Source organism: Cellulomonas triticagri, from assembly GCF_003696205.1.
GTDB lineage: Bacteria > Actinomycetota > Actinomycetes > Actinomycetales > Cellulomonadaceae > Cellulomonas > Cellulomonas triticagri.
Map to the genome: position 1 here is coordinate 1 of NZ_RFFI01000066.1, position 25,170 is coordinate 25,170.

Here is a 25,170-nt window from a genome sequence, read left to right on the forward strand (position 1 = left end):
GCCAGCCCGGCGGGCGCGGCGGTGCACCCCGCGGCGGACGCGGCAGCGGTGGCGGGCGCGGTGGCCGCCGGGGCGGTCGCTGACCGTGCACATGCCCGCCCCCGGTCTCCGGGTCACGGTCCTCACCGGAGCCGGCATCTCCACCGGCTCCGGCATCCCCGACTTCCGCGGTCCGGACGGGACCTGGACCCGGCACCCGGACCAGGCCGAGCTGCTGGAGATCGGCCGCTACGTCGCCGACCCGGACGTCCGGCGGCGGGGCTGGGCCGCGTGGCGGGACCACCCGGTGTGGTCGGCGCGCCCGTCGGCGGCGCACCGCGCGCTGGTCGACCTCGCCCGGGCCGACCGGCTCCAGGCCCTGCTCACCCAGAACTTCGACGGTCTGCACCAGGCGGCGGGCTCCGACCCGGCCGACGTGGTCGAGCTGCACGGCGACCTGCGCACGACCTCCTGCCTGGCGTGCGGCGACCGGCAGCCGACCCCGGACGTGCTCGCGCGGCTGGACGCCGAGCCCGACCCGCGCTGCGCGGTGTGCGGCGGGATCCTCAAGGTCGACGTCGTCTACTTCGGCGAGCGGCTGCCGGACCGTCCCCTGGAGCGCGCCATCGCGGCCGCGCAGGACGGCGACGTGCTGCTCGCCATCGGCACCACGCTCACGGTGCAGCCGGTCGCGAGCCTCGCCGGCCTGGCCGCCGAGGTCGGCGCGGAGGTCGTGATCGTCAACGCCGAGCCGACCCCGTACGACCACGTGGCCGACCGCGTGGTCCGCGAGCCCATCGAGACGGCCGTCCCGGCGCTGGTCGCGGAGCTGCTCGCCCGGCCCTGACGCGCACGACGGCACGGTCGCGTGCCGATGAGCGCAGCATGTCCCGGACCCGCCCGGCGGTGCTGATCGCCGTCCCGCTGAGCCTCGCCGCGGTGGCGTTCACGCTGTGGATGGGACCGTACTGGGTCGACGCGGCGCGTCAGGTGGTCGCCGAGCAGCGCTGGCCCGCGCAGCGCGCCGCGATCGAGGAGGCCGCCGCGGCCGTCCGGCTCCCGGACGTGTACGAGCCGGTCCCCTGCCCGACGCCGGACCTCGGCGGCATCCAGCGGTGCTGGCGCGTGGCGACGACCGCCACCGAGGCGCTGCCCGACCTGGAGGCAGCCCTCGAGGCCGTCGGGGTGGCGGACCTGCTGTCGTCGGTGCAGCGCCTGGACGGCGTCGGTGCGGTCGGGGCGCACGCCTTCGGCGTGGTCGAGGGCCGGGCGGTCCAGCTGATGGCGGACCGCGGGCTGCGCGACCCGGCCGAGCGGCCGGACGGGACGGACCGGTCGCAGTGGTTCTCCGAGGGGCTGCTCGTCCGGCTGCTGGCGGACACCACCGCCCCCTGAGGGTTCCGTGCACGATGCAGACGTCGTATAGTCCACGTGGACTAGTCGACGAGGAGCAATCGTGCCCACCACCCCCCGCAGCGCGCTGACGGCCCTGGCCGTGGCGACCCTCGCGCTGCTCGTGCAGCGCCCGATGCACCCCTACGAGCTGCACCAGGTCCTGCTGCAGCGCGCCACCGACCGGATCGTCAAGGTCCGGCCCGGGTCGCTCTACCACTGCGTCGACCGCCTGCACCGGGACGGCCTGATCCGGGCGACCGGCACCGAGCGGGCGGGCAACCGTCCCGAGCGGACCACCTACGAGATCACCGACGACGGTCGCACGGCGCTCGCCGACGCGCTCGCCGCGATGATCGCCGCCCCCGTCAACGAGTACCCGCGCCTCCCGCTCGCCCTGTCCGAGGCGCACCACCTGCCGCGCGAGACCGTCCTCGACCTGCTCCGCGACCGGCGCGGCAGGCTCGACGCGGAGCTCGCCACGCTGCGCGGCGGGGTCGAGACCGTCACCGCCAAGCAGCTCCCGGCCCGCTACTGGGTCGACCTGACCTACCAGATCGCGATCTACGAGACCGAGTCGCAGTGGATCGCGACGTTCATCGAGGGCATCGAGTCCGGCGCCATCGCCTGGTGACGACCGGGCGCCCGACCGGCCACGGCCCCCGCCGCCCGGTCTCGCGCCCGGCGGCAGTCCCGCGACCGACCCGCCCGAGCGGCCCCCGCCGTACGCCCTCCCGACACCCGCCTGCGAGGAACCATGTCCACCGACGTCCGACCCTGGCCCGCCCTCTGGGCGCTGGTCGTGGGCTTCTTCATGATCCTGGTCGACACGACCATCGTCTCCGTCGCCAACCCCGCGATCATGCAGGGCCTCGGGACCGACATCGACGCCGTCATCTGGGTCACCAGCGCCTACCTGCTGACCTACGCCGCTCCCCTGCTCGTGACCGGGCGCCTCGGCGACCGGTTCGGGCCCAAGCCCGTCTACCTCACGGGCCTGGTGGTCTTCACGCTGGCGTCGCTCGCCTGCGGCCTGGCGCCGAACATCGGCGCGCTGATCGCCGCGCGCGCCGTCCAGGGCCTCGGCGCCGCGCTGATGACGCCGCAGACGATGGCCGTCATCACCCGGCTGTTCCCGCCGGACTCCCGCGGCAAGGCCATGAGCCTGTGGGGTGCCGTCGCGGGCGTCGCGACCCTCGTCGGCCCGATCCTCGGCGGCGTGCTGGTCGACGGCCTCGGCTGGGAGTGGATCTTCTTCGTCAACGTGCCGGTCGGCATCGTGGCGTTCGTGCTCGCATGGCGGCTGGTGCCGCGCCTGGAGACGCACGCGCACCGGTTCGACGTGCCCGGCGTCGTGCTGTCCGCGCTCGGCATGTTCCTGCTGGTGTTCGGCATCCAGGAGGGCGAGACCTACGACTGGGGCCTCATCGGCGGCTGGCTGCCCGTGTGGGGCCTGGTCGGCGCGGGTGTCCTCGTCCTCGGCCTGTTCGTCTGGCACCAGGGCCGCACCCGCGGCGAGCCGCTGCTGCCGCTCGGCCTGTTCCGCGACCGGAACTTCGCCCTGGCGAACGGCGCGATCAGCACGCTCGGGTTCGCCGTCACGGCGATGTCGCTGCCGCTGGTCTTCTACTACCAGCTCGTGCTCGGCTTCTCGCCGACCCGGTCCGCGCTCATGCTCGCGCCGATGGCCGTCATGACGCTCGTGCTGTCTCCGGTGATCGGCCGCCGCGTCGACACCGCCGACCCGCGCACCATCGCCCTGACCGGCATGCTGCTGCAGGCCGCCGCGCTGGTCTGGTTCTTCTTCTGGATCACCCCGGACGCCGACCAGTGGGCGCGCCTGCTGCTGCCGTCCGCGGTGCTCGGCGTCGCGAACGCGTGCCTGTGGGCCCCGATCTCCTCCACGGCGACCCGGAACCTCCCCCGCCAGCTCGCGGGTGCGGGCTCGGGCGTGTTCAACACGACCCGGCAGATCGGCTCCGTCCTCGGCTCGGCGGCCATCGCCGCGCTGATCCAGGCGCGCCTGGTCGCGACGCTCGGCCCGGACGCCGCCGGGTCCACCGGCGCCGCCGAGGCAGCGGGCGCGATCCCGCCGGCGCTGGCGGCCGGCTTCGCCGACGCGATGGCGCAGGCGCTGCTGCTGCCCGCCGCCGTCGCGCTGGTGGGTGCGGTCCTGGTCGCGTTCTTCGCGGCCCCGCAGCGCACCCCGGCCGCGCCGGTGGCGGAGCGGTCCACCGCCTCCGCCTGACCCGGGACCGCGACCCCGACGCCGCCCCGCGTCGGGGCCGCGGTCCTCGCTCCCCTCTCGCCGTCGCGCGACTGGTACAGAGACGTATCAAGTTGAGACAAGTAGCACGCGCGGCGTGACAGCGCTGTGGAACCGCGCAAGCGTTAGCGAAATACCCAACCCTGCTCCTGAATGAACTGCATGAGGTTGAGTCGACGGACTCCCATCGCGTCGCACACGTCAGGGATCTTGGGCTTGTTGAGATTTCGACTCAGCAGTTCTTCGGTAACCACGGCGCCAGAGCGCGCTCGCGCGAGCGCGATGACGAACGGGTCAGCCCCACTGCGGCCGCTGCCGACCCCGATCAGCTTCTGATGCTCCGCGAGAACCTCGCGGACCGAAACCTGGACGTCCTGCGTGAGCGGGACGAAGAGGTCAGCCTGCTCCTTCGCCCATCGCGGTACATCGTCGTCCTTCGCCTCAAGCTCATCGCGTACGAGATCGATGGATCGGACGTCTCCGGCCGCAATCATCGCTGCGATGTTCTCCCACAGCGTTGGGAACGTGGCAGGCGGGAACAGGTCGCGTTGACCATTGAGGAACGAACTCGTGTCAAACGAGTAGAACACCATCGGCTACACCGCCGTACGTAGAGCGGCGGTGCTCGCGAGCCTAGGGATCTGGCTCACCTTGGCGTTCAGGTAGGTGGCGGCGGTGTAGCTGTCGATCACTCGCCGGCGGTGGGCATCGGCGACCGTACGTACGTAGCCCTTCCCCAAGTCACGCACCGTATTCCGGTACCAGTCACCTCCGGGCGGCCGTGCCCTGAGCTCTTCCTCCTCGTAGCGGGCCAGGAACTCGGTTCGACGCGCGCTGTAGAAGGCCGCGTCGACGCGGCCGAGCGCGACCAGACGGCGGAGCATTGCCTCAGCGCTTGCCCCGAATGGGGCGGCCGCGGCGGCCAGTGAGGCGTAGTCCCAGGAGTCCCGAGCATTGATTCGGGCAGCGACCTGCGGCGATGCGAGAACATCGCCGGCCGGCATCAGCATCATGGCGGCGATCGCATTGCACCTCGCCTCCAGGCGGCGGTCCGGAGTCGTGGCACGCAAGTCCGTGACCGTGTCGCACAGCCCTTCGGTGTGCAACAGCAGATGCGCGTACTCATGGAGCAGCGTGAACAGGCGTCCCCGGGCGGCGTCCGCTCCGTTCACCATGATGACCGGGGCTTCATCGAAGTAGAGCGAGAAGCCACGCATCTCCGTTGGCGCGACGCGCCCTGCTGCCGTCGCCATGACGAGAACGCCCGCCGTCTCCAACGCCGCGACCCACGCGTTCAAGTGGTCGTACACAGTGCCCACGCCACGGGGGAGTGGCATGGGACTGTGGCTCAGCAGGTTCATGCGGGCGGCCGCGGCGAGACCTTCGTCTGACGCCGCGGGGTTCCCCAACTTCCAGCCGGAGACGACCGGCACGTCCTCCAACTCTGCGAGTTCGAGGAAGTGAGCCCGCTGGTCATGGGCTCGGCGATAGTCGGCATGGAGCGCCGGTGACCACGGCCCCGCCTCAGCACCCTCGTGACGCCTGAAATCCCTCAGCGTGTCGAAACCCTCGGGTGGCGCTGGCAGGAAGAAGACGCCGAGCGATCGCTTGTAGAGCTTGGCGGCACGGCGCAACTGCGCAACGGTGGGCTGCGCTTCGCCTGCTTCCCACGCGGTCACTCGGTCGTCTGGGAGATCCAGTCTTCGAGCGGCAGCCAGCGGTGACAGGTCGATCGTCTCCCGCGCCCAGCGGAGCACAGAGGGCTCCACGAGAACGGGATCGAGGCGGCCATGGGCCGATCCTCTCATCGCGGTCCGTCATCCGGGCGGAATCCGAGCAGTCTCCTCGAGGTCACTCCGGGAGGTCTCCAAGACACCGCCGACTCTCCGAGCCAGGCGTTCGCGGCGCCAGGCCGATACGAGAGCAGGCCGCCGGTCTCCTGGGCTAACCGACGGCATGCGTCGGTCAGAGCACGGCGGCCGCCAACGCAGGGATGAGGCCGGCTACTCCGAAAAGCACAGATGATCGACGCCTGTGCCTCGGAGAGCGAAGGAACGCAACGGACGCGACCAAGAGGGCGATCCCGGACAGCGTAAATGCGAACCCCGGAAACGTCTGCCTGTCGCTGAAAAAACTGATCGCCGCGAGCATCAGTACTGCAAACGAAGTCAGAATGCACGCTGCCCTCGATTTTGCCCCTCGATCACGGTCGCCCGCGTCGCGAAGAGCGTCGAGTGCGTTCTCGGTCGGCATGGGACCGGGATTTCCGATGAATGCCACTGAAAATACCCCCTTGCCAGCGCTCCTGTTCGACGATAGCGTTAATAAGGCAATGACGCAACTCGTACCAGGGGGCAATATGCGTAGTTTCAAGCGGCAACTCGCCGTGATCGGTGCACTCGTCGTCGGGATCGCTGGAGCCGCGATCCCTGCTGCGGCGGACGACTCGGGAGGATTCTCGGGACAGGGTCTGCTGGCTGACTCCGTGCTTGTCGACACATCGCTCGGCCTGCCGGTCTCGGTGGCTACTTCGGGCGGCGAGTCCGCCAGCGATCTGCAGATGCAGGCAGAGGAGCGTGCCGCGTACGTGACGCGAGACCTCAAAGACGCGGACATCGCGGTGCTGCAGGGCGACGGGCCGCGCATCATGACGTGGGACGTCGACGCAGATGCGATCACCTCCGTCCAGTACCGGAGCGAGTCGGCGATCACGCCGTTCTATCTCGCCCCCGGGCTCGGGTGCACCGACAGCGGGGACAACAAGTCGTGCATCATCCGGAGCTCGGGCTCCAATCGGAGCCTTACGGGCACGAATGACGTGACGAACCCGTCCTGGTCGTCGACGAACTCGACGCTCTTCGCCGGCCCGCGCAACATCAAGTCCGAGGTCTGCGCTGGGTCGGGTCCGGGAAACTGCCAGGGCCTTCCCGAGGACTTCTACATGCAGTTCGCCGGCAGCGGCGAGACGATCTACCGCGTGAAGCACTTCTGACCGAACATCGAGCGGGCAGTGCCTCACCCCGCGGGGGTGGGGCGCTGCCCGTTTGACCTCTGCGACTGACCTCGCTCCGGCTCTCGCTGGAAGACCCGGACCCGGCGTCGCACTGCGGCGCGGCGACTGTGCATACGCGCTGTATCCGCTCCCGACTGCGCGGACGTAACGCGAGAAACTCTCATCTGATGAGAGGTCTGGACGGTGACCTGGTGCAACGTCATGGGCCTGGACCGACACCGACGACATCGAGGCGTCCTCGACGCAACGCCTGAACTGCGGAGACGCGGCATCGCGCGATGAGACGAGTCCTCTCACCTGGTTAGTTCTCGTCCTAGTTGGCACCTGGTGGCTGACCTCCGGTCACGGGAGTGGTTCTCCCCCGAGGAGGCATCCCAGGCCGAGACCGAGCCGCGATCGTCGCCGTCACGACGACCTGCGTGCAGGTCCGAGCAGGGGAGGACGCACGTGGGTACGCAGGAAGATCGACCGCGTCACCGGCTGGTGGCCTCGGGGCTGCTCGTCGCCGGATCCGGGTGCCTGGGGCTGAGCGCGGTCATGCCACGGGCGGCGGTCGCGCTCGTGCTCGCGAGCGTGCTGCTCGCCGCGGGCGCGGTCGGCGCCGCCTGGCGTGCGCACCGGACGGGCTCGAGGCCCCGGACTCCTGGTCCGTCGTCGGCCACGACGACCGTGACCCCGCACCGCTAGGGTGCCCCGCATGGGTCGAGGCGGTGCGGTGACGCTGCACGAGGTCGCGCGGGTCGCCGGGGTGTCCCCGCGGACCGTCTCGAACGTCGTCAACGGCTACCAGCACGTCGCCCCGCACACCCGCGCGCGGGTGCAGGCCGTGATCGACGAGCTCGGGTACCGGACCAACGCGGCCGCGCGCACGCTGCGGACCGGGCGCACCGGGCTGCTCGGCCTGGTGCTGCCCGCGCTGGACCAGCCGTACTTCGCGGAGCTCGCGCGCGCCGTGGTGCGCGAGGCCACCGCCGTCGGGTTCACCGTGGTCGTCGACCAGACCGACGGGGACCCCGACCGGGAGCGCGAGCTGCTGCTGCGCGGGCCGCGCGGCGCCGCGTTCGACGCCCTCGTGCTCAGCCCCCTGGCGCTCACGGCCGAGGACCTGCTCCGCGCCGAGCCCGGCCGCCCTGTCGTGCTGCTGGGCGAGCGCACCGTGGGCACCACCGCCGACCACGTGCACATCGACAACGTCGCGGCCGCGCGCGAGGCGACGGCGCACCTGATCGCGGGCGGCCGCCGCCGGATCGCCGCGATCGGCCTGCAGGACGCGCACGAGCAGACCGCCGCGCAGCGGGCGGAGGGCTTCCGGCGGGCGCTCGCCGACGCCGGGCTGCCGGTCGATCCCGCGCTGCTGCGGCACGTCCCGTCCTACGAGCGCGCGCACGGCCACGCCGCGATGTCCGCGCTGCTCACGAACGCCGAGCCGCCGGACGCGGTGTTCTGCTTCAGCGACCTGCTCGCGTCGGGCGCGCTGCGGGCCTGCCTGGAGCGCGGCGTGCGGGTGCCGGAGGGCGTCGCCGTGCTCGGCTTCGACGACGTCGAGGAGGTCCGGTACCTCACGCCGTCGCTGAGCACCGTACGGCCCGACCGCGAGGCCATCGCGCGCGCCGCCGTCGCCCGCGTCGTCGCCCGGCTGGACGGTGGCGAGGCGGAGGCGCCCGCCCACGACATCACCGTTCCCCACGCCCTCGTGCTGCGCGAGTCCACCCCCGCCTGATCTCCGGCCCCCGAGGCGCCGACGGGGCCCGCCGGGCCCCGCAGGTGACGCGTGCGTTTGCCACGTGGCAAACTGGCACCGCCCGCAGCCGTGCACCCACACCCGAAGGACGACGATGACGTCAGCACCCGACCGAGGCCTGCACCCCCGGCCCCAGATGATCCGCCCCGACCGGTGGTGGTCGCTCGACGGCCCGTGGCAGTTCGGCTTCGACGACGCCGACGCCGGGCTCCGCGAGCGCTGGTACCGCCCCGACGGCGCGACCGCCGGCGGCGACCCGTTCGACCGGGAGATCACCGTGCCGTTCCCGCCCGAGTCCACCGCGTCCGGCATCGCCGACCACGGCGACCACGCCGCGCTCTGGTACCGCCGGACGATCACCGTCCCCGACGGCGTCGACCCCGCGCGCCCGGGCACCGACCGGCTGCTGCTGCACCTCGGTGCCGTCGACCACGAGGCCGACGTCTGGGTCGACGGGCAGCACGCCGTGCGCCACGAGGGCGGTCAGACCCCGTTCACGGTCGACGTCACGGACCTGCTCGACCCCGCCGTCCCCGCCGACGCGCACGTGCTCGTGGTCCGGGCCGTGGACGACCGCACCGACGTGGAGCAGCCCCGCGGCAAGCAGGACTGGGAGCCCGAGCAGCACGTCATCTGGTACCACCGCACGTCCGGCATCTGGCGCACCGTGTGGCTGGAGCGGGTCCCCGCCGTCGCCGTCGACGCCCTGGTCTGGCGGGCCGACGTGCCCGGCGCCCGCGTCGACGTGCAGGTCCGGCTCCGCGCCGTCGCCCCGGCGGGCACCCGCGTGCGCGTGCGGGTCTCGCACGACGGGGAGGTGCTCGGCGCCGCCGAGGTGCCCGTCGACCGGGTCACCGCCGAGGTCGGCGTCGCCCTGCCCCGGCAGCGCAACGGCCAGGTCTACGAGCACCTGCTCTGGTCCCCCGACCGCCCGGTGCTGCTGGACGCCGACGTCGAGGTCCTCGACGCCGACGGCACCGTGCTCGACGCGGTGGACGCCTACTGCGGCCTGCGGTCCGTGCAGGCCGACGGCGACCGGCTGCTGCTCAACGACCGGCCGTTCCACCTGCGCGCCGTCCTGGAGCAGGGCTACTGGCCGCAGTCGCACCTCACCCCGCCGAGCCCGCAGGCACTGAAGGAGGAGGTCGAGCTCACGCTGGCGCTCGGCTTCAACACCGTGCGCGTGCACCAGAAGGTCGAGGACCCCCGGTACCTCTACTGGTGCGACGTGCTCGGGCTGGCCGTGTGGTCCGAGACGGCCGGGGCCTACCGGTTCAGCGACGAGGCCGTCGCGCAGCTCACCCGCGAGTGGCTGGACCTCGTGCGCCGCGACGTCTCGCACCCGAGCATCATCGCCTGGGTGCCGTTCAACGAGTCCTGGGGCGTGCAGCACCTCGCGCACGACCCCGCGCAGCGGGCGTACACCCGCGCCCTGACCGGGCTCACCCGGGCGCTGGACCCGACGCGGCCCGTCATCTCCAACGACGGCTGGGAGCACACCGACTCCGACCTGCTCACCGTGCACGACTACGCCGACACCGGCGCCGTGCTGCGCGAGCGCTACGGGGACGCGGCGGCGACCGCCGCGACGCTGGCGACCTTCGGCCCCGCCGGTCGGCGGATGTGGGTCGACGGCGACGCCCCCGCACCCGGGACGATCCCCGTGCTGCTCACCGAGTTCGGCGGGGTCTCCTACGCACCCGGCGCGCCCGAGGGGTCGTGGGGCTACTCGGAGGCCCGCTCCGCCGAGGACCTGGAGGCGCGGCTGACCGACCTGCTCGGGGCCGTGCGGGAGTCCACGGTGCTGCGCGGGTTCTGCTACACCCAGCTCACGGACACCGGGCTGGAGACCAACGGGCTCTGCGACGAGGACCGCCGGCCGAAGCTCCCGGTGGAGACGATCCGGCGGATCATCGCGGGCTGAGGCACGGGCGACGAGGCCGTCACGGCGACGTGGCGACCTCGTCGCCTGCTGCGCCCGCCCGGAGCCGGGGACGTTGGTCCCGGCGACCGGGGCGTCGGGACCCGGGTGTCACCCGATCGGCAGGGGGTCCCCGCGCAGGTCGGGACCTTGGGCCCGGACCCGTGCCCCGAACCAGGAGGACATTGAGAAAGTCATCACAAGAACTGCACCGTTCGAACCGAGGCCTCTCATGACCACCACCGCCAGCCGCCCCACCTCGACCCCCGCGGCCACCGCCGTGACCGCGCCGCGCGGCGGCGAGGACGTCATCACCTCCGTCGCGGCCCGCCGCACCACCGCGGCGCTGCGCATCGCCGTCGGCTTCGTCTTCCTGTGGGCGTTCCTCGACAAGACCTTCGGCCTCGGCTACTCGACGGCCTCGGAGGCCGCGTGGGTCAACGGCGGCACCCCGAGCCAGGGCTTCCTGCAGTTCGCGGCCACCGGCCCGCTGCAGGACTTCTTCGTCTCGATCGCCAGCCCCGCGTCGGACGTGCTGTTCATGCTCGGCATGCTGGGCGTCGGCCTGGCCGTCGTGCTCGGCATCGGCCTGCGGGTCTCGGCCGTCGCCGGCTCGCTGATCATGGCGATGATGTGGCTGGCCGAGTGGCCGCTCGCCGCGGGCTCGTCGAACCCGGTCGTCGACTACCACGTCGTCTACGCCATCGCCCTGGTCGTCTTCGCCCTCGTCTTCGCGGGTGACACCTGGGGCCTGGGCACCTGGTGGCGCAAGCTCCCGATCGTGCAGAAGCTCACCTGGCTGCGCTGACACCCCCGCGCCGCACGGCGCGCACCTCGAAGGCCCCGTCCGGGTCGGCCCCCTCCGCCGACCCGCACGGGGCCTTCGCGCGTCCCGTGCCCCACCCGCCTGGTGACCTGCGTCACCTTCGGCCCGTTTCCGCCCGTTTGCACCCAGTGCACGGTTGCACCGCGTGCACTCACCTGCTTACCGTCCTCGACGTGACGCTGCCCAGCCCCGTGACCGACCGGCGCGCCGCGCTCAAGGCGCGGTCCCGGCAGGCGATCCTCGCCGCCGCCGACGCGCTGCTGCGCGAGCGCGGCGACGCGCAGTTCTCGGTCGACGAGCTCGCCGCACGGGCGGACGTCGCGAGGCGGACGGTGTTCAACCACTTCGACTCCCTCGACGACGTCGTCCTGTCCACCTGCACCGCCCGGCTCAACGAGGTCATCCACGAGGTGCAGACCGTCGCCTCGACGACGCCGGTCGGCGACGGCAGCCGCTCGGCGATGTTCGACGAGCTCGCGCTCACGCTGCGCGGCGCCGACCTGCCCGAGGCGATCACCTACCTGGCCGGCGCGCTCGGCCCCCTCGCGGAGGGCAACGACCCCCGGGCCGTCGTCCTCGCCCAGGAGGCGTTCAGCCGGGTCGCCGACCACCTGTCCGGCGAGCTGGTGCGCCGCTACCCCGTCGCCGACGCGCTCGACGTGCAGCTGCTCGTCTCGTCCCTGGTGCACGGCGTCGCCGTGATCGCGCTGCACTGGTGCACCACCACCGACCCCGCGGCGCCCGACGCGCGCGCCGCGTGGGACTCCCTGGTCGACCGGCTCATCGACTCCGTCCGAGCCGGGTACATGCCGGAGCGCTGACGCCCCGCCACACCCCACACCCCCACAACCCCGCGGGAGAACCACGGATCATGGCAGGACTCCTCTACCGGCTCGGGCGGTTCTCCGCCCGCCGCGCCTGGACCGTCGTCACGGCCTGGGTCGTCGTGCTGCTGCTCGCCGGGGGCGCGTACCTCGCGTTCGGCGGCACGCTCACCTCCGCCGTCACCATCCCCGGCACCGCGACCGAGGAGGTGACCGACCAGCTCCGCGAGGAGTTCCCCGCCGCGAGCGGCGGCAGCGGGACGGTCGTCTTCCACACGGACGACGACGCCGCGTTCACCGACGAGCAGCGCGCCGCCATCAGCGCCACGCTCCAGGACGTCGCGGAGGTCGACGGCGTCGCGGGCGTCGTCGACCCGTTCGCGACCGCCGCGCAGCTGGCCGACCAGCAGGCCCAGATCGAGTCGGGCCGCGAGCAGATCGCCGCGGGCGAGCAGCAGCTCGACGCCGGGCAGGCGCAGCTCGACGCGGGCCAGGCGATGATCGACCAGGCCCAGCAGCAGCTCGACGCGCAGCGCGCGCAGGCCGAGGCCGCCGGGGCTCTCGCGGCGGTCCAGGACCAGCTCGACGCCGGCCAGGCGCAGATCGACGCGCAGCAGGCCGAGCTCGACGCCCAGCAGCAGGCCGCCGACGCGGGCCGCACCGAGCTCGAGACGCAGTCCGCGCAGCTGGAGCAGGGCGCGGCGCTGCTGGACCTCGCGAGCGGGCTGCGCACGCTGTCCGCCGACGAGTCCGCCGCCGTCGGCAACATCTCGTTCTCCGAGTCGCAGTTCGAGGTCAGCACCGACACCAAGGACGCGGTCGTGGCCGCGTTCGAGGACGCCGACCTGGCGGGTGCCTCCGTCGAGCTGTCCAACGACCTCACGCAGGAGATCCCGAGCGTGCTCGGCCCGGGCGAGGTCGTCGGCGTGATCATCGCCGCGATCGTCCTGCTGGTCATGCTCGGCACGGCGGTCGCCGCCGCGCTGCCGATCTTCTCGGCCCTGGTCGGCGTCGGCATCGGCGCCGTGGCGTCGCTCGCCCTGTCGGGCGCGGTCGACATGCTGTCGGTGACCCCGGTGCTCGGCATCATGCTCGGGCTCGCGGTCGGCATCGACTACTCGCTGTTCATCCTCAACCGGCACCGCCGCCAGCTGCGCGACGGCGTCGAGCTCGAGGAGTCCATCGGCCTCGCCAACGGCACCGCGGGCAACGCCGTGGTGTTCGCCGGCACGACGGTCTTCGTCGCGCTGCTCGCGCTCAACGTCACCGGCATCCCGTTCCTGGGCCTCATGGGCACCGTCGGCGCGTTCTGCATCCTCATCGCGGTGCTGATCGCCGTCACCCTCACCCCGGCGCTGCTGTCCCGCATCGGGCTGCGGGTGCTGCCGAAGAAGCTGCGCGCCACCGTCGGTCACGAGGAGCCCGAGCCGGTCCCCTCCACCCCGATGAAGACCTCGCGCGCGGTCCTCACCCTCGTCGCGGGTCTCGCGGCGCTGCTGGTCATCGCCATCCCGGCGCTGGACATGCGGCTCGGCCTGCCGACCGGCGCCTCCGAGCCGGAGGAGTCCTCGCAGTACCAGGCGTACACGATCACGGCGGAGAAGTTCGGCGCCGGGATCAACGGCCCGCTGCTCGTCGTCGCCGACCTGCCCGAGGCGGTCACCGAGGACGAGGTCGTGGCCGAGCAGGTGCGCATCGGGCAGGAGCTCGCGGCGTTCGACGACGTCGTGGCGGTCGCCCCGATCGGCGCCAACGAGGCCGGCACGGTGCTGGCGTTCCAGGTCGTGCCCGCCGACGGCCCGACCAGCGAGAGCACCGAGCAGCTGGTCCGCGACCTGCGCGACTCCGGCGCCGGCGAGGGCGTGACCCTCGGCGTGGCGGGCTCCACGAGCGCCAACATCGACGTCTCCGAGAAGCTGTCCGACGCCCTGCCCGGCTACCTGGGCATCGTCGTCGGCCTGTCGCTGCTGATCCTCATCATCGTGTTCCGGTCGATCTTCGTGCCGGTCACGGCGACGCTCGGCTTCGTCCTGTCCCTGTTCGCGGGGCTCGGCGGCGTCGTCGCGATCTACCAGTGGGGCTGGCTCGGCTCGATCTTCGGGGTGCACGACGCCGGTCCGGTGCTGAGCTTCCTGCCGATCATCGTCACCGGCGTGCTGTTCGGCCTCGCGATGGACTACCAGCTGTTCCTGGTGTCCGGCATGCGCGAGGCGTTCGCCCACGGCGTCGACCCGCGGGTGGCGGTCCGGCGCGGCCTGCACGCCGGACGCGTCGTGGTCACCGCGGCGGCGATCATCATGGCGTCCGTGTTCGCCGGGTTCGTGTTCGCGGAGTCCGCGATCATCCGGCCGCTCGGGTTCGGGCTCGCGTTCGGCGTGCTGCTCGACGCGTTCGTGGTGCGCATGCTGCTGATCCCGGCGGTCATGCACCTCGCCGGGAAGTCCGCGTGGTGGATCCCGAAGTGGCTGGACAAGATCCTCCCGGACGTCGACGTGGAGGGTGCCTCGCTGGAGCGCAGCCACCCGCACCCGACGCACCGGACCGTCGACATGGCGGCGGTGCCGGGCACGGCCACCGCGGGGGCGCACGCCGACGCCGCCCCGGTCGACGCCCCCGCCGGGGACACGACGCACGACGGTGACGCCACGCACCGGGCCTGATCCCGCACGACCGGGTCCGCCCGGACCACCGGAGCCCCGCCCCGCACGCCAGCCGGCGCGCGCGGCGGGGCTCCGTCGTCCCCACCCGGTCGGCTGTGCAACGCACCGGGTGCGCAACCGCGCGGCTTCATCGTGGCGTGATCGCGATACCAGCGATAGCTTTCACGCCGTATCGCCGGTTGCATGCCGCGACGGCCACGCGTAACGTGACCTCCGATAGCAGCCCATCGATATCACCGATACCCCGGAGGTCGTCCCCATGAGCACCCCGCAGCGCGTCGCCCTCGTCACCGGCGGCTCCCGCGGCATCGGCCGCGCCGTCGCCGCGCGCCTCGCCGCCGACGGCCTGGCCGTCGCCGTCGTCTACCGCAGCCAGCAGGCCGAGGCCGACGCCGTCGTCGCGGAGGTCGTCGCCGCGGGCGGTCAGGCCCTCGCCCTGCGCGCCGACGTCGCCGACGAGACCGAGGTCGCCGCCGCGTTCGACGCCGCCGAGGCCGCGTTCGGCGGCGTCGACGTGGTGGTGCACGCCGCCGGGCTGATGATCCTGCAGCCCGTGGTCGACCTGGACCTCGACGCCCTCGACCGCATGCACCGCACCAACATCCGCGGCACCTTCGTGGTGGACCGCGAGGCCGCGCGCCGGGTCCGCGCCGGCGGCGCGATCATCAACCTGTCGACGTCGGTCACGCGGCTCGCGCTGCCCACCTACGCCGCCTACGCCGCGTCCAAGGGCGCCGTCGACGCGATCAGCCTCGTGCTCGCCAAGGAGCTGCGCGGCCGCGACATCACCGTGAACGCCGTCGCGCCCGGCCCGACCGCCACCGAGCTGTTCCTCGACGGCAAGGACGACGCGACCGTCGAGCGCCTCGCCCAGGCCAACCCGATGGGCCGGCTCGGCACGCCCGAGGACACCGCCGAGGTGGTGTCGCTGCTCGCCGGGCGCGGACGCTGGGTCAACGGGCAGACGGTGTACGTCAACGGCGGGATGGCCTGAGCGCCCGGTCGCCCCGCTCGGGGATCAGGCGCTCGGCGGTCGTCCGGCGGGGCTGAGGACGGTGGTGCTGGTCGGGACGGGGCGGGTGTCGGGCACGGGCGTGCCCCACACCGGGTCGCCGTGCTCGTCGAACGGCAGGACCTGCGCGCGGGCGTGCCGGTTCGGGTCCCACAGCGGGTCGCCCTCGATGTGGGTGTAGGACCGGGCGTGGTAGACCAGCACGGGCGTGCCGTCGGGCAGCTCGGTGAACGAGTTGTGCCCCGGCCCGTACTGCCCGACGGCCGGGTCGGACACGAACACCGGGGTCGGGCTCTTGGTCCACGACGCCGGGTCCAGCAGGTCGCTGCCCAGGTCCGCGGTGAGCACGCCCATGGCGTAGTCGATCCCGGTCGCCGCACCGGAGTACGTCAGGAACACCCGACCACCCTGGACCAGCACCGAGGGGCCCTCGTTCACCCAGAAGCCCTGGACCTCCCAGTCGAACTCCGGGCGGGTCAGCTCCACGGCCGGACCCGCCAGCGTCCACGGGTCCGCCATCGGGGCGATGTAGATGTTCGAGTGCCCGCGCACGTCGAACGCCTGCTGCGCCCAGATCAGGTACTGCGTCCCGTCGATCACGGCGCTGGTGGCGTCCAGGGCGAACGACTCCCACCCGGTGTCGACCTGCCCGCGCTCCACCCACTCGCCCTCGAACGGGTCGTCGGCGGTGTTCTCCAGCACGTACACCCGGTGGTTGAACGTCTCCGCGGTCCCCGGCACGTCGACCGTGCCGTGGTCGTTCGGCGCGGCGGCGTAGTACACGTACCAGGCACCGCCGACCCGGTGGATCTCCGGGGCCCAGATCAGGTGGCTCTGCGGACCCTCGGCGTGCGCCGACCAGATCGTCACCTCCTCGGCCGCCTGCAGGTCCTCCAGCCGCTCCGCACGGCGCAGCACGATCCGGTCGTACGCCGGGTACGACCCCGTGAAGTAGTACTGCCCGCCGTGCCGCAGCACGCTCGGGTCGGCGCGCTGCAGCACGACCGGGTTCACGCCCACCTGCCCCGTCACGCGGCCCGCCGCCCCTCGGCGAGCCGCCCGTTGGCGCGGTCGTCCGTGGCCAGCGCCCGGTAGGTGTCGGCGACGGGCGTGCGGCGGCGGTCGAGCCCGCCCGTGCCGTCCTCGACGAGGTCGTAGAGGCCCATGGTCAGCAGGTACTCCTCGCGGTCGGCGGTGCCGTGGCGGTAGGTCCACTCGTACATGTCGAACACCGGCCACCAGGTGTACCCGACGACCTGGTGGCCGACGGAGCGCAGCGTGCGGATCGCGGCGACGGACTCGTGCAGCCAGGCGACACGGTCGGCGACCGGCGCGGTGACGGCGGTCTCGGTGAGCATGACCGGCACGCCGTGGCGCCGCTCGGCCTCGAGGAGCACCTCGACGAGCCCGGCGACGCCCGCGTCCTGGGCGGGGCGCGGGTCCGCGAACCCGCCGCCGTGGTGCACGCCCTCCTCGAACACCTCGGTCGAGATGCGCGGGTAGTAGTTGACGCCCATGACGTCGGGTCGCACGGCGTTCTCGGCGAACCACGCGAGCGTGGCGTCGTCCATCCCGTGCGCGCGGAGCACCGCGGTCAGCGGGTGCTGGTCGTCGACGCGCCCGGTCACGAGGTCCTCGACGAGGTGCGCCTGGTGGGTCAGCCGCTCGGCCCGCTCCCGGTGCTCGCCGTGCACGTCGCCCGCGTACCGCATCGAGGCGTCGACGTGCATGAAGGTCGCCTCGCCGAGCACGTCCGCGATGCCGCGCTGGGTGCGCACGAAGCCCTCGCCCAGGGCCCGTACCATCGTCGTGAGGCCGTCGTCCCCCGTGAGGTAGGGCGGCCAATACCCGTAGACGCCGCAGAACAGCGCGTGGATCATCGGCTCGTTGACCGGGGTGTAGTCGGTGACCCGGTCGCCGTAGCGCTCCGCGAACGCCACGGCGTAGTCGGCGACGTGCCGCCCGTAGTCGGGGTGCGCGAACTGCCCGTCGAGCCACAGCGGCGTGCCGTAGTGCAGCAGGTCGATCACGGGACGCAGACCCAGCTCGCCGAACCGGTCGACGACGCGGTCCACCCACGTCCAGTCGTACCGGCCGGGCTCGGGGTTGACCCGGTACCAGGGGACGCCCCAGCGCAGGAAGGTCGCGCCCGCCCCGGCGGCGAGGCCGAGGTCCTCGCCGTACCGGGTGTAGTGGTCGGTGAGCGCGTACTCGTCGATCGCGCGCTCGCCCGGCCGGCTCTGCGGGACGAAGGTGTCCTCGATGCCGAGCCCGAAGTGCAGGGCGCCGTCCTCGTACCACCGCGGCCCGCGGTGCTGCGCGCCCATCACTTGAGCCCCGTCGTCGCGATGGACTCGATGAACTTGCGCTGCACGAGCATGAAGGCCAGGACCAGGGGGACGACGGCGACCAGGGCGCCCGCCATCATGACGCCGTAGGGGACGATGCCGCCCGGGCCGGTGAGCTGGGTGAGTCCGGAGGTGATGGTGCCCATCTCCTGTTGCGTCGTGAAGACCAGCGGCCAGAGCAGGTCGTTCCAGTTGTTGACGAAGATGTAGATCGCCAGGGTGAGGATCGCCGGCCGGGCGTTCGGGAGGACGATCTGCCAGAACACCCGCAGCTCGGACGCGCCGTCGATGCGGGCGGCGTTGTCGAGGTCCCGCGGCAGGCCGATGAAGAACTGGCGCAGGAAGAAGATGCCGAACGCGTCGGCGGCGCGCGGGACGATGAGGCCCGCGAACGTGTTGACCCAGCCCAGGTCGGTGACGATCTGGTAGACGGGGATCAGGGTCGCCTGGAAGGGGATCATCAGCGTCGCGATGATCGCGATGAGGAGCACCTGCCGCCCCCGGAAGTCGATCCGGGCCAGCGCGTACGCGGCCAGCGCGTCGAACGCGACGGCGAACAGCGTGACGCCGCCGGCGAACAGGAAGCTGTTGCCGATCAGCCGGGCGAAGGGCAGGTCGGTGAAGATCCGCTCGAAGTTCGCCGTGGTCCAGGCGTCGGGGAGCAGCGTCGGCGGGTAGGCGTTCACCTCCGCCGTCGGCTTGAACGCCGTGAACAGCACGATGAACAGCGGCAGCAGGACGATCAGCGTGGTAACCGCGATGCCGACGGTCATGACGACGGTGGAGACGCGGACGCGACGGCGGCCGGACCGCACGACGCGGGGGCGCTCCGGGGTGGTGGTCGGCGCGAGGGTGGCGGCGGACATCAGGACTCCTTCTCGCGGCGCCCGAAGAACACGAACTGGACGACGCTGAGCACGAGCGTCGCGAGCAGCAGGACGTAGGACAGGGCGGAGGCGAACCCGAGCTCGAGCTTGCGGAAGCCGGACTCGTAGATCTCCATGACGACGGTCTGGGTGTTGCCGTAGGGGCCGCCACCGGTCATCACGTAGATCTGGTCGAACGCCTGGAGCGCCGCGATCATCGCGAAGATGAGGACGAACGCCATGGTGTTCGACAGCATCGGCAGCGTGATGTGCCGGAACCGGGACCAGGCGCCCGCGCCGTCCATCTTGGCGGCCTCGTACAGCGAGCCCGGGATCTCCTGCAGGCCGGCCATGAAGATGACCATGTAGAAGCCGAAGTTCTTCCACACCGCGACCAGCGCGACGGCGGGCATCGCCAGGGTCGGGTCCTGCAGGACGTTCCCCAGGTCGATCCCGATCCCCCGCAGCCAGTAGTGCAGCAGCCCGACCTGCGGGTCGATCAGGTACGACCACGCCAGGGCGGCCACGGCCAGCGAGATGATGAACGGCAGGAACAGCGACGTGCGGAACAGCCCGCGCAGCGGGAGCCGGTCGTTCGTCAGCAGCAGGGCCAGCGCGAGCGCCACGACCACGGCCGTCGGTGTGAACAGCAGCGCGTAGACGACGGTGTTCACGACGGCGTCGCGGATGTCGGCGTCCGTGAAGATCCGGGCGTAGTTGTCGAGACCCACCCACTCGGCCTGCCCGAACCCGCTGGCGTCGGTGAACGAGAGCTGGAGGGCGGAGACCATCGGCCAGGCGACGAACACCGCCATGATGATCAGGGCCGGCGCGAGGAACGCGAGCGCCGTGCGGTTGCGGCGCCCGCCGGTCCGGGTGCGCTGCAGGCTCCGGTCCGGGCGCCCGCCGAGGGGCGCGGGGGCGCGGTAGGCCCGCTTGCGGGGGCCGGCCGCGTGCGCGGTGGTCATGGCATACCTCTCAGGGAGAAGGCCGTCCCCGGCCAGGGGGTGTCCGGGGACGGCCGGTCCGGGTGGGGTCAGTCGTCCAGCGCCGCCTGGATGGCGGTCTGCGCCTGGGCGAGCAGGTCGTCGACGGGCTCACCGGCCATCGCGCGCTGCGTCAGGTCGTCGACGGCCGTGAGCACGTCGGTGCTGTTCACGACGCCGGGCAGCAGCGGGCGACCCAGCTCGGCCTGCTCCGTCAGCGCCGCGACGACCGGGTTCTCGTCCACCTCGTCGGCGGCGACGTCGGTGCGCAGCGGGGGCCAGCCGGAGCCGAGCGCCCACGCGACGGACTCCTCGCGGGACAGGAAGTAGGAGAAGAACTCCTGCGCGGCCTGCTGCTGGGCCTGGTCGGCCTGCCGGGTCAGCGCCATGGAGACGCCGATGGCGGACGCCGCCTGCTCCTCGGGCCCGGCCGGGATGGGCGCGATGCCGTAGTCGATCCCGTTCTCCTCGGAGACGGTCGCCATCCACGGACCGCCGATGTACATCGCGACGCGGCCGCTGCTGAACAGGCCGTCGCCGCTCACGCCGTCGACGCCGGTGGGGCTGATCTTCCCGGCGGTGATCGCGTCGTGCCAGAACTCGAGCGTCTCGGCGTTCTCGGGCGAGTCGATGACGGCCTGGCCGTCCTCGACGATCGCCCCGCCGTTGCCGTAGAACAGCGACGGCCAGACGCCGTTGCCGACGGTGGCGTGGTCAGCCAGCGCGAGCCCGTACTGCTCGGGCGTGCCGTCGCCGTCCTCGTCGACGGTGAGCGCCTGGGCGGCGGCGACCCACTCGTCCCAGGTCGTCGGGACCGCGACGCCCGCGGCGTCGAACAGGGACTGGTTGTAGAACATCGTCAGCGGCACGAAGCCGGTCGGGACGCCGTACGCGGTGCCGTCGACCGTCACCATGTCGAGCGCGCCGGCGTTGAGGTCGGGCGTCGCCTCGTCGTCGGCGTAGAAGTCGTCCAGGTCGACGAAGGCCCCGCGGTCCGCGTAGACCGGCAGCCGCTCGGCCGGCATCGCCACGATCTCGGGCCCGTTGTCCGCGGACAGGGCGGGCAGGAAGGTGTCGTCGATGACGTCCCACGGGTTCACCTGGGTCGAGATCGTGATCTCGCCCTCGTGGGCGGCGTTGAAGTCCTCGACGATCTGCTGGAGCACGTCGCCGTCGGCCTCGGTGTACCCGTGCCAGAAGCTGAGCTCGACCGGACCGTCGTGGTCGGAGGAGCCGCTGCCGGAGCACGCGGTGAGGGTGAGCGCCAGGGCGGCGACCGGGGCGACGAGGAGGGCGGGGGTGCGCTTCATTGCGTTCGTCCTTTCGGGAGGGCCCGCTTACAACGTTGTAAGACAACGTTGTAAGTGCGATCTTGCGTGGCGGCGGGGGGTCGTGTCAACCCGGTGGGCGGGTGAGGTCGTCGACGCGAGGACGACCGCCGGCAGCCCCGCGGCGGGACGCCGCAGGTCAGGCGCGGCGCGCGCGCACCTCAGCCCCCGTCGACTCCCGGACCACCAGGCGGAAGTCGGGTGCCACCACCCGGGGCCCCAGGTCGCCCCGTGGCCGGTCGTCGATCCGCTCCCGCAGCATCGTGACCGCGATGCGGGCGATGTCGTGCCGCCCGGGCTCCACTGTCGTCAGGCTCGGGAAGGTGTACCGGCCGTCGGCGACGTCGTCGAACCCCACCAGCGCGACGTCGCGCGGCACCGCGAGCCCGCGCTCCTGCAGCGAGCGCAGCGCCCCGAGCGCGAGGTCGTCGTTCATCGCGAACACCGCGTCCATCCGCACGCCCGCGTCCAGCACCCGTCCCATCGCCTCCGCGCCGCGCTGCCGGTCCCAGGTCTCGATCGGCACCACGAGCCCGTCGTCGACCGGCAGACCGGCGTCCGCGAGCGCCGCCCGGTAGCCCGCGTACCGCAGCGCGGCGACCCCGGTGTCCTCCGCGGCGTGGGCACCCAGCAGCACGACGCGGCGCCGACCCAGCGCGAGCAGGTGGGCGGTCGCGGCCCGGGCGGCCGCCTCGTGCTGCATCGTCACGTGGTCGACCGGGCCGGGGAACAGCGGCTCACCGAGCACGACCAGCGGGCGCCCGGCCGCGTCCGGCGCCAGGTCCTCGTGCGTGAGGCCGAGCGGGGCGAGCAGCAGGCCGTCGGTCAGCGACAGCCGGGGGTTGCGCAGCGCCTCGAGCTCCCTCTCGCGCTCGCCGCCGGTCTGCTCGACGAGGACCACCAGGTCCTGCTCGGCGGCGATCCGGATCACCTCGTCGGCCAGCTGCGCGAAGAACGCCTGGCTGAGCTCGGGGACCGCGAGGCCGATCACGCCGCTGCGGCCGAGCCGCAGGTTCCGCGCGGCCAGGTTCGGTCGGTAGCCGACCTGCTCGACGGCGGCGAGCACCTTGACCCGCGTGGCCTCCCGCACCTGGGGGTGGTCGTTGAGCACGTTCGAGACGGTCTTGAACGACACGCCCGCGACCTCGGCCACGTCGCGCAACGTCGGGGCCGACCGGCCCTCCGGAGTGATCGCCACCAGCGCAGGTTACAACGTTGAACCGCGGGCCTGGGGACGCGACGCCCGCGATCCGGCGGTCAGGTGCCCGCAGCGCGCTCCGCCAGGGCGTCCCGCACCGCGGTCACGAGCACGCCGGGTTCGGTCCAGTCCCCCACCGGCTGCCCGTCGACCAGCACCGTCGGCACGGTGACCTCCGGCAGGTCCAGACCCGCCCGGTGGGTCGCCGCCGCCACCCACGGCGCGAACGTCCGCGCGGCCGCGGCGCGGTCCTCGGTGCCACCGTCGTCCAGCGCGACGCGGTACGGCGTGGTCGTCGCATCGGTGAACCGGGACACCACCGCGGGGTCGACGCCCACCTCGGCCGCGATCGCGGCGATCCGGTCGTCGTCCAGGCCCTCGGCCTCCCCCGCCTCCGGCTGCTGGACGAGCAACGCCTCCAGCAGGTCGGGGTAGCGCTCCGGGTCGGCGTCCGCGACGTGCGCGAGCGCGTTCACCGCGCGGGTCGAGTAGGTGCCGCCCCACCGGGCGTCCAGGAACGCGAGCGGCCGGTGCACGAGGGTGACGCCGCCGTCCGCGACGAGCGCACGCAGCGCGACGCCCTCCTGCAGCTCCAGCGTCCGGCACCACGGGCACGCCGGGTCGTAGTAGACGTCGACCCGCACGTCGCCCTCCCCGGCCACCCCGACCCCGGCGCCGCTGACCGGGATGCTGCCGTCCGCGGACGCGGTGGCGGGGGCCCGCACGTCCGCGAGGTCCGGGGCGACGACACCGTCGTCCCCGCCGCCGTAGCGCACGCCGTCGGCCGCCGGGCCCGGCGAGGACGCCGCGTCGGAGGCCCGCGGCGCGGGCTCCATACCCGGGACGCCGCACCCCGCGAGCAGCGCGGCGAGCAGCACGCCGACGGCGGCGCGGCGGGGTCGGGCGTGGACGGACTGCGGACGCGGCGGCACAGGGGCTCCCCTCCGGTGGCCCCCGGGACAGGACCGTGCCAGCCTCGCAGCACCCACCCCCTCCGCCGACGATCCGGCCGCCGTCCGCACCACCTACGCACCCCGCGCGGCGGTCACGCAGGTCCGGTGCGGCCAGCGCGGCCCGCCCACCTCAGCCCGCGCCGCCCGCGGCCTCCGCCGGGAGCGGCACGACCCGCCGCGCCGCACGGAGCAGCTCGACGCCGTGGGGGTCCGGCACGGCGTCCGCCTCCGTCGACGCGACGACCGGGACGACGAACCCCCGCCGCAGGGCCTCCGCGCGCACGGCCGCGAGCAGCGCGGCCGCGTACGCCTCCGCCCGCGCCCGCACGGCGGGCTCGTCCGGCGCGTCGCCCAGCAGGGCGGCGGGGTCGAGGTGGACGCGCACGGGCACGGAGCGCAGGGCCGGCAGGGCGGACTCGTCGCCGCCCACGGCCTTGAGCACGAGGCGTCGCACGAGACCGGCGCTGCGGTGGTCCGTGACGCCGCGCAGCAGGGCGCCGAGGCCGCCGACGTCGGCCGCGGTCACCGCGAGCACCTGGGCGAGGGCCGCCGCGAAGCACCCCTCGGTCGGGTCACCCCCGGCGGTCGGGGCACCCCGCGGCTCCCGGGCCAGCGCGGTGAGCGCGGCGACGGCGTCCGTCGCGACGTCGGCGGGTGTCGGGGCCACGGGACCTCCTCGGGGTGGTGCGCGGCGGGGCGCGGCGCGGGGCGGCGCGCACCGGGGCCGTCCCGTCCTCGTCACGCTACGGACCCCGCCACGCACCCCCAGCACCTACGCAGCGCCGCGCGGGAGCGGGGAGGACGCCGCCGCGTGCCTACCCTCGGCACTCCTCCGGACGGCGCCCGGGACCCGACCCCGCCCGTCCGCGTCGGCCGCGCCCGACGACAACCCGGTCGGTCCGACGAGGAGGCACGGTGAGCACGACGACCCGCACCCGCACGCCCGTCCGCGCCCCCGCGGGGCGGGCCTGAGCGCGCCCGGGCGCACGACGACGGGCGCGTCGGCGCGTGCGCTCCTACTCTGACCGCGGGGGAGACGCCGATGTCCACGTTCCTGCTGGTCGCCGCGTCCGTGCTGGTGCTCAACGTCGTCGTGTCGGCGGTGCGCGTCCTGCGCGGTCCCTCGACGCGCGACCGCACGTCCGCGCTGCTGCTGCTCTCGACCACCGGTGCGGCTGTCCTGCTGGTGCTCGGTGCCGCGACCGGGGTGCCGACGCTGCGGGACGCCGCGCTCGCGCTCGTCGCGCTGTCGGCGGTGACGGTGCTCGTCCGCGTGTCGGCCGAGCGGGGGCGCCGGTGATCCTCGACGTCCTCACCGTGGTGCTCGTGACGGCCGGCTGCGTGTTCGTCACGGCGGGCACCGTGGGCCTGCTGCGGTTCGGCGACCTCCGCCTGCGGCTGCACGCGCTGACCAAGGCGGACAACCTGGGGCTCGGGCTCGTCGTCCTGGGGCTCGCGTTCCAGCTGCCCGGTGCCGCCGTGGTCGCGAAGCTCGTGCTGGTGTGGGCGCTGGCCCTGATCGCGTCCGCGACGAACGGCGCGCTGCTCGCGCACACCGACGCCCCCGACGCCCTGCCCGGCGGGGAGGGGCCGTGACCACCGCGCTCGACCTGCTGCTCGCCGCCGCCGTGCTCGTCGCGGCCGTCGCGACGCTGCTCGCCCGCGGCCGCACCGCGGGCGTGATGCTGTTCCTCGTCCTCGGGCTGCTGCTCACGCTGGTCTGGGGGCGGCTCGGCGCGCCCGACGTGGCCCTGGCCGAGGCCGCGATCGCGTCGGGGGCGACCGGGGCGCTGCTGGTCTCGGCGGTGACCGCGCGCGGCCGGGCGGGCGGTCCCGCTCCGGCGGCGGACCGGCCCA

General features: G+C 73.3%; 24 protein-coding genes. 14 read left to right on the forward strand and 10 right to left on the reverse strand.

Annotated elements, in window-relative coordinates:
• Nucleotides 1–91 precede the first annotated feature (91 nt).
• The 4 genes from EBM89_RS12360 (at nucleotide 92) to EBM89_RS12375 (ending at nucleotide 3,619) form a co-directional block, all read left to right on the forward strand.
• On the forward strand, nucleotides 92–826 hold the full coding sequence (locus tag EBM89_RS12360; protein ID WP_122149733.1) for an SIR2 family NAD-dependent protein deacylase: 735 nt from the start codon (nucleotides 92–94) through the stop codon (nucleotides 824–826).
• Between the two features lie 38 nt (nucleotides 827–864).
• Nucleotides 865–1,374 carry a hypothetical protein gene (locus tag EBM89_RS12365; protein WP_122149734.1) on the forward strand — a complete coding sequence of 170 codons (510 nt, stop codon included), beginning with the start codon at nucleotides 865–867 and terminating at the stop codon, nucleotides 1,372–1,374.
• A gap of 61 nt (nucleotides 1,375–1,435) precedes the next feature.
• Complete coding sequence (locus tag EBM89_RS12370; RefSeq protein WP_233571714.1) at nucleotides 1,436–2,005, forward strand: PadR family transcriptional regulator; 570 nt, start codon at nucleotides 1,436–1,438, stop codon at nucleotides 2,003–2,005.
• Between the two features lie 123 nt (nucleotides 2,006–2,128).
• Nucleotides 2,129–3,619, forward strand: a complete 1,491-nt coding sequence (locus EBM89_RS12375; protein ID WP_122149735.1) for a DHA2 family efflux MFS transporter permease subunit — start codon at nucleotides 2,129–2,131, stop codon at nucleotides 3,617–3,619.
• A gap of 143 nt (nucleotides 3,620–3,762) precedes the next feature.
• On the opposite strand, the gene EBM89_RS12380 is transcribed toward EBM89_RS12375, so the two are convergent.
• Entirely contained in the window at nucleotides 3,763–4,230 is a 468-nt protein-coding gene (locus EBM89_RS12380) for a DUF4411 family protein (protein WP_199732097.1), read from the reverse strand.
• Between the two features lie 3 nt (nucleotides 4,231–4,233).
• On the reverse strand, nucleotides 4,234–5,394 hold the full coding sequence (locus tag EBM89_RS12385; protein ID WP_199732098.1) for an XRE family transcriptional regulator: 1,161 nt from the start codon (nucleotides 5,392–5,394) through the stop codon (nucleotides 4,234–4,236).
• A gap of 512 nt (nucleotides 5,395–5,906) precedes the next feature.
• Between EBM89_RS12385 and EBM89_RS12395 the strand changes: the two genes are divergently transcribed.
• From EBM89_RS12395 to EBM89_RS12430, 7 genes are all read left to right on the forward strand, one after another.
• Complete coding sequence (locus EBM89_RS12395; RefSeq protein ID WP_147463544.1) at nucleotides 5,907–6,629, forward strand: hypothetical protein; 723 nt, start codon at nucleotides 5,907–5,909, stop codon at nucleotides 6,627–6,629.
• 718 nt (nucleotides 6,630–7,347) lie between these two features.
• Nucleotides 7,348–8,370 carry a LacI family DNA-binding transcriptional regulator gene (locus EBM89_RS12405; RefSeq protein WP_122149740.1) on the forward strand — a complete coding sequence of 341 codons (1,023 nt, stop codon included), beginning with the start codon at nucleotides 7,348–7,350 and terminating at the stop codon, nucleotides 8,368–8,370.
• Between the two features lie 115 nt (nucleotides 8,371–8,485).
• On the forward strand, nucleotides 8,486–10,315 hold the full coding sequence (locus EBM89_RS12410; RefSeq protein WP_122149741.1) for a glycoside hydrolase family 2 protein: 1,830 nt from the start codon (nucleotides 8,486–8,488) through the stop codon (nucleotides 10,313–10,315).
• A gap of 229 nt (nucleotides 10,316–10,544) precedes the next feature.
• The gene (locus EBM89_RS12415; protein WP_122149742.1) at nucleotides 10,545–11,120 is read left to right on the forward strand and encodes a DoxX family protein; all 576 of its coding nucleotides are present in this window, start codon (nucleotides 10,545–10,547) and stop codon (nucleotides 11,118–11,120) included.
• Nucleotides 11,121–11,311: 191 nt separating this feature from the next.
• The gene (locus EBM89_RS12420) at nucleotides 11,312–11,959 is read left to right on the forward strand and encodes a TetR/AcrR family transcriptional regulator (RefSeq protein ID WP_158609656.1); all 648 of its coding nucleotides are present in this window, start codon (nucleotides 11,312–11,314) and stop codon (nucleotides 11,957–11,959) included.
• Between the two features lie 50 nt (nucleotides 11,960–12,009).
• Nucleotides 12,010–14,622, forward strand: a complete 2,613-nt coding sequence (locus EBM89_RS12425) for an MMPL family transporter (RefSeq protein WP_122149744.1) — start codon at nucleotides 12,010–12,012, stop codon at nucleotides 14,620–14,622.
• A 259-nt stretch (nucleotides 14,623–14,881) separates the two neighbouring features.
• Complete coding sequence (locus EBM89_RS12430; protein ID WP_122149745.1) at nucleotides 14,882–15,616, forward strand: SDR family oxidoreductase; 735 nt, start codon at nucleotides 14,882–14,884, stop codon at nucleotides 15,614–15,616.
• A gap of 24 nt (nucleotides 15,617–15,640) precedes the next feature.
• On the opposite strand, the gene EBM89_RS12435 is transcribed toward EBM89_RS12430, so the two are convergent.
• The 8 genes from EBM89_RS12435 to EBM89_RS12470 all read right to left on the reverse strand — a co-directional run bounded on the left by EBM89_RS12435 (nucleotide 15,641) and on the right by EBM89_RS12470 (nucleotide 23,980).
• Nucleotides 15,641–16,666, reverse strand: a complete 1,026-nt coding sequence (locus tag EBM89_RS12435) for a glycoside hydrolase family 43 protein (protein WP_122149746.1) — start codon at nucleotides 16,664–16,666, stop codon at nucleotides 15,641–15,643.
• Complete coding sequence (locus EBM89_RS12440; protein WP_122149747.1) at nucleotides 16,663–17,961, reverse strand: family 1 glycosylhydrolase; 1,299 nt, start codon at nucleotides 17,959–17,961, stop codon at nucleotides 16,663–16,665. Before EBM89_RS12440 ends, EBM89_RS12435 begins: the two co-directional genes overlap by 4 nt.
• Nucleotides 17,961–18,848 (reverse strand): carbohydrate ABC transporter permease, encoded by an 888-nt coding sequence (locus EBM89_RS12445; RefSeq protein ID WP_122149748.1) that lies wholly within the window; start codon nucleotides 18,846–18,848, stop codon nucleotides 17,961–17,963. The genes EBM89_RS12440 and EBM89_RS12445 overlap by 1 nt, the downstream gene beginning before the upstream one ends.
• On the reverse strand, nucleotides 18,848–19,816 hold the full coding sequence (locus EBM89_RS12450) for a carbohydrate ABC transporter permease (RefSeq protein WP_122149749.1): 969 nt from the start codon (nucleotides 19,814–19,816) through the stop codon (nucleotides 18,848–18,850). Before EBM89_RS12450 ends, EBM89_RS12445 begins: the two co-directional genes overlap by 1 nt.
• 68 nt (nucleotides 19,817–19,884) lie before the next feature.
• Nucleotides 19,885–21,144 (reverse strand): ABC transporter substrate-binding protein, encoded by a 1,260-nt coding sequence (locus EBM89_RS12455; RefSeq protein ID WP_122149750.1) that lies wholly within the window; start codon nucleotides 21,142–21,144, stop codon nucleotides 19,885–19,887.
• A gap of 157 nt (nucleotides 21,145–21,301) precedes the next feature.
• The gene (locus tag EBM89_RS12460; protein ID WP_122149751.1) at nucleotides 21,302–22,360 is read right to left on the reverse strand and encodes a LacI family DNA-binding transcriptional regulator; all 1,059 of its coding nucleotides are present in this window, start codon (nucleotides 22,358–22,360) and stop codon (nucleotides 21,302–21,304) included.
• A gap of 59 nt (nucleotides 22,361–22,419) precedes the next feature.
• The gene (locus EBM89_RS12465) at nucleotides 22,420–23,292 is read right to left on the reverse strand and encodes a DsbA family protein (protein ID WP_122149752.1); all 873 of its coding nucleotides are present in this window, start codon (nucleotides 23,290–23,292) and stop codon (nucleotides 22,420–22,422) included.
• Between the two features lie 151 nt (nucleotides 23,293–23,443).
• Nucleotides 23,444–23,980: a hypothetical protein gene (locus tag EBM89_RS12470; protein ID WP_122149753.1), complete on the reverse strand. Its 537-nt coding sequence runs from the start codon at nucleotides 23,978–23,980 to the stop codon at nucleotides 23,444–23,446.
• Between the two features lie 375 nt (nucleotides 23,981–24,355).
• Between EBM89_RS12470 and EBM89_RS12475 the strand changes: the two genes are divergently transcribed.
• The 3 genes from EBM89_RS12475 to EBM89_RS12485 all read left to right on the forward strand — a co-directional run.
• Nucleotides 24,356–24,613, forward strand: a complete 258-nt coding sequence (locus EBM89_RS12475) for a monovalent cation/H+ antiporter complex subunit F (protein WP_122149754.1) — start codon at nucleotides 24,356–24,358, stop codon at nucleotides 24,611–24,613.
• Entirely contained in the window at nucleotides 24,610–24,909 is a 300-nt protein-coding gene (locus EBM89_RS12480; RefSeq protein WP_122149755.1) for a cation:proton antiporter, read from the forward strand. The genes EBM89_RS12475 and EBM89_RS12480 overlap by 4 nt, the downstream gene beginning before the upstream one ends.
• Nucleotides 24,906–25,170, forward strand: a 265-nt coding sequence (locus tag EBM89_RS12485) for a DUF4040 domain-containing protein (RefSeq protein WP_122149756.1), incomplete at its 3' end; no start/stop codon positions are given. The genes EBM89_RS12480 and EBM89_RS12485, both read left to right, overlap by 4 nt.

Bases quoted from the DNA above. Each gene is read 5' to 3' on its own strand.
- EBM89_RS12410 (WP_122149741.1), top strand. From the start codon at position 8,486: ATGACGTCAGCACCCGACCGAGGCCTGCACCCCCGGCCCCAGATGATC.
- EBM89_RS12365 (WP_122149734.1), top strand. From the start codon at position 865: ATGTCCCGGACCCGCCCGGCGGTGCTGATCGCCGTCCCGCTGAGCCTC.
- EBM89_RS12440 (WP_122149747.1), bottom strand. From the start codon at position 17,961: ATGGGCGCGCAGCACCGCGGGCCGCGGTGGTACGAGGACGGCGCCCTG.
- EBM89_RS12430 (WP_122149745.1), top strand. From the start codon at position 14,882: ATGAGCACCCCGCAGCGCGTCGCCCTCGTCACCGGCGGCTCCCGCGGC.
- EBM89_RS12395 (WP_147463544.1), top strand. From the start codon at position 5,907: ATGAATGCCACTGAAAATACCCCCTTGCCAGCGCTCCTGTTCGACGAT.
- EBM89_RS12375 (WP_122149735.1), top strand. From the start codon at position 2,129: ATGTCCACCGACGTCCGACCCTGGCCCGCCCTCTGGGCGCTGGTCGTG.
- EBM89_RS12360 (WP_122149733.1), top strand. From the start codon at position 92: ATGCCCGCCCCCGGTCTCCGGGTCACGGTCCTCACCGGAGCCGGCATC.
- EBM89_RS12425 (WP_122149744.1), top strand. From the start codon at position 12,010: ATGGCAGGACTCCTCTACCGGCTCGGGCGGTTCTCCGCCCGCCGCGCC.
- EBM89_RS12380 (WP_199732097.1), bottom strand. From the start codon at position 4,230: ATGGTGTTCTACTCGTTTGACACGAGTTCGTTCCTCAATGGTCAACGC.
- EBM89_RS12475 (WP_122149754.1), top strand. From the start codon at position 24,356: ATGTCCACGTTCCTGCTGGTCGCCGCGTCCGTGCTGGTGCTCAACGTC.
- EBM89_RS12405 (WP_122149740.1), top strand. From the start codon at position 7,348: ATGGGTCGAGGCGGTGCGGTGACGCTGCACGAGGTCGCGCGGGTCGCC.
- EBM89_RS12415 (WP_122149742.1), top strand. From the start codon at position 10,545: ATGACCACCACCGCCAGCCGCCCCACCTCGACCCCCGCGGCCACCGCC.
- EBM89_RS12445 (WP_122149748.1), bottom strand. From the start codon at position 18,848: ATGTCCGCCGCCACCCTCGCGCCGACCACCACCCCGGAGCGCCCCCGC.
- EBM89_RS12455 (WP_122149750.1), bottom strand. From the start codon at position 21,144: ATGAAGCGCACCCCCGCCCTCCTCGTCGCCCCGGTCGCCGCCCTGGCG.
- EBM89_RS12450 (WP_122149749.1), bottom strand. From the start codon at position 19,816: ATGACCACCGCGCACGCGGCCGGCCCCCGCAAGCGGGCCTACCGCGCC.